We start from the raw sequence: 2,771 nt of genomic DNA, 5'->3' as shown, positions 1-2,771 counted from the left end.
TATATCAGAGCTGATACTTACTGCAAGCATCATTAAATACATTATCACAGTGATTTTATATTTCTTTAAAAAGTATAATTTATTATTTTCTATAGCCTGATCCAAAGCATTATTAATTTTCTGCTTATACACTTTCATTACAATGAGCAGCACTGCAAATAAAAAAGCATATGCTATATATTTAGGAGGATTAAAACCTCCCATAAATATATCTGTTCCTACACTGACTATAAGCATTATAAAATATAATATAATGCTTGCTTTATACTCTTTGATTTTGTCCCATATTCTTTTAAGAATATTCATTTTACACTCCTTATATTTTATTTACTGTATTTATAATAATTAGTTTGTGCCTGTATGTTATACCATAACTGCCATTCTCCTATTTTTATGATACTCTCCTGATAATTTCTCATTAAATCCTGTCTGTTTGTGATTGGTTTTATAATAAAGATTTTCGGCGGTGAGGAAAGCGGTGTTTTGATATATTTTATTTTTGCAGAGCATGAAGTTAATATCATAGCTGTAAAAATCAGCAGATACAGTTTCTTTAACTTTATTTGATTTCTGCAAATTGTTAAAGCGGAAATACTTATAAAAATTATTAGAAATATTATAAAATGTTTCATATTCTTTCCTTGTCAAATCCTCTGATGATAAATTATTTATCATCACACTAGAATTACTAAAACTATCTTTGAACTTATCATTTTCTTTAATAAACTCTATTTCATTTTTTAATTTTTGATTTTCTATATTAAGTTTATTAATATCTTCTTTTTGTTTCTCTATTTCCTTTTCTCTCTGCTTAACCTTACTTTCTTTATGAGTAATAAAAAAAGTAATACCTGCAATTATGAAAGCAATAATACTCATTAATATTAAAGACTTTCCTAATTTACTATTAAGAAAAGTAAAAACTGAAGCTGCTGTTATCATTTAATCTATTTCCTTTTATTCTTTTTATTTAGTAAAATAAAGCAAAGCACCGATTATTGTAGTTACTGCACCTATAAGCCCTGCAATACCAATTACTGCTTTTTGTACCTTTTTCAATGTTTCCATAGTGATATTGCCTTTTAATTCTTCTTTAATTTCTTTTACAGATACTTCTATTTCTCTTTTTTGTTTTTCTAAGTTCTCATATATTCTTTTTCTGCTCTCTATAAAATCATCTATTTTTTTATCAATCTGTTCTATACGAAGATCTGTTTTGACAAAATCTTCAGAGAGATTATCTAAATATGTGTCATAGCTTTTTATATCATTTCTGAGGTTTTTTATTTCTTCTTTTACTTCTTCTACTTTATGAATAATACCGTTTCCGTTTTTTGTACCGTCTTCATTATATCCGACTTGAAGCTCAAGACGGTTTAATCTTTTCTCCAGCATAGAAGTCTTACTTTCTTTAGCAGCCATTTATTATCCTTATTACTGCAGTATTTTTAAGATATTTTCATATCTTTGTTTTCTGTCTTCAAGTCCGTTGTATCCGCCGTTAATAAGTTTAGTAACGCCTTTCACATCTCCTTGAGAGGCTAGAAGTCCGCAGCCTTTTTCTCTCCAAAATAACAATGCAATCTCTATAGCATTATTTTCTTCTTTTGCTAAGTCTGGATTATTAACTAAATCAGCATTTATTTTTTTGCCGTAATTTTTATAATTATTTTTTCCAGTAAGCTGAATAATTCCTCTTCCTCTGTATTTATATCCTTCATCTTCAGCATTCCCCAAATCTTTGCGTCCGCCGTAAACAAAATTAGCTATAGCCTCAGCTCCTTGAAGACATAATTTTTTGGCATTCTCTAAACTTCCAACTCTTTTTTTGAAAACATCAAAAAGCCTTTTAGGAGTATACATAAAACTTTCTTCAAGTCTTTTATAATCATTACTTTCATGAGTAGTTTGTGCTAAAAACATAGCGGCTTCTTTTGTATCTGTAATATTATATTTATCAAAAGCATTATTTAATGGTTCAAGCCATTTCTTATTTATACCGATTTTATTTAATGTATTTTCATTAAGCATTTATTAATCCTTTTTTAATTCATAAAGTTTTATATATTCAGTTGTTTGTTTCTCTTTTGCTATTTGAAGCGTTACTTCTCTTTGCTTTAATACTTTAATTTCTGTTTCTATATTTACTACAGCTTCACTGTATTGATACGATGTATTCTCATGCATTGAAATGTTATATCCATTATGCACAATTTTACCTTCATGTTCTTTTAATATTTTAAGAACATCATCTTTCATAGCCTCAATATTTTCTTTATTCTTTTTCTCTTCATTTTTTAGTTTTATGTATTTTTCAATTAATTAGCTTTCTTTTTTATTTAATTCTGTTATACTGTTTTTTGACATGTTTTATCCTTATATTTATATTCATACACTTATATAAAAAAATATAAGGATAATTCAAAAATTATAGGATGTATGGCATTATATCAGTTAAAGATTCTTTAATTTCTTTTTTTACTGTGTTTAATTTTTGAGATATATTACTTTGAGAGAGATTCAGCTCTTTAGCTATTTCTTTTTGAGTATATCCTTTTGAAAGCAAGGATAATATTTTTTTATGTTCTGGTTTTAATACCGCAATAATAATTCTTTTAGTATCTCTATTTTCAATATCTGAAAGTCCGAAAGTATATATAATATTAGATAAATCCGTTTCAAATGTACTGAATGTGCTGTCAGAATATATATTATTATTGCTTTTTTTATTTTTTAGCTTCAATAACATATCTTTGCATAATTGTCTGCAT

General features: G+C 26.5%; 6 protein-coding genes. All 6 read right to left on the bottom strand.

Translation table 11 applies throughout. The annotated features are described in order from the left end of the window. Positions 1 to 306: hypothetical protein (locus Q1J76_RS09800; RefSeq protein ID WP_300369893.1), on the bottom strand; the 306-nt coding region annotated here is incomplete at its 3' end. A gap of 57 nt (positions 307 to 363) precedes the next feature. After that, positions 364 to 942 carry a hypothetical protein gene (locus Q1J76_RS09795; protein ID WP_300369892.1) on the bottom strand — a complete coding sequence of 193 codons (579 nt, stop codon included), beginning with the start codon at positions 940 to 942 and terminating at the stop codon, positions 364 to 366. A gap of 24 nt (positions 943 to 966) precedes the next feature. Continuing rightward, complete coding sequence (locus tag Q1J76_RS09790; protein WP_300369891.1) at positions 967 to 1,422, bottom strand: hypothetical protein; 456 nt, start codon at positions 1,420 to 1,422, stop codon at positions 967 to 969. A 12-nt stretch (positions 1,423 to 1,434) separates the two neighbouring features. Beyond that, entirely contained in the window at positions 1,435 to 2,031 is a 597-nt protein-coding gene (locus tag Q1J76_RS09785; RefSeq protein ID WP_300369890.1) for a glycoside hydrolase family 19 protein, read from the bottom strand. Positions 2,032 to 2,034: 3 nt separating this feature from the next. Further along, positions 2,035 to 2,259, bottom strand: coding sequence for a hypothetical protein (locus Q1J76_RS09780; RefSeq protein ID WP_300369889.1), 225 nt, complete (start codon positions 2,257 to 2,259; stop codon positions 2,035 to 2,037). A 169-nt stretch (positions 2,260 to 2,428) separates the two neighbouring features. Then, positions 2,429 to 2,771 (bottom strand): sigma factor-like helix-turn-helix DNA-binding protein (locus tag Q1J76_RS09775; RefSeq protein ID WP_300369888.1); only part of this gene is annotated, 343 nt, incomplete at its 5' end.

The organism is Brachyspira sp., from assembly GCF_029258575.1.
Lineage (GTDB): Bacteria > Spirochaetota > Brachyspiria > Brachyspirales > Brachyspiraceae > Brachyspira.
Note: the sequence above shows the minus strand (reverse complement) of the source record. Positions and strands in the feature narration are given on the sequence as shown.

Bases quoted from the DNA above. Each gene is read 5' to 3' on its own strand.
- Q1J76_RS09795 (WP_300369892.1), bottom strand. From the start codon at position 942: ATGATAACAGCAGCTTCAGTTTTTACTTTTCTTAATAGTAAATTAGGA.
- Q1J76_RS09780 (WP_300369889.1), bottom strand. From the start codon at position 2,259: ATGAAAGATGATGTTCTTAAAATATTAAAAGAACATGAAGGTAAAATT.
- Q1J76_RS09785 (WP_300369890.1), bottom strand. From the start codon at position 2,031: ATGCTTAATGAAAATACATTAAATAAAATCGGTATAAATAAGAAATGG.
- Q1J76_RS09790 (WP_300369891.1), bottom strand. From the start codon at position 1,422: ATGGCTGCTAAAGAAAGTAAGACTTCTATGCTGGAGAAAAGATTAAAC.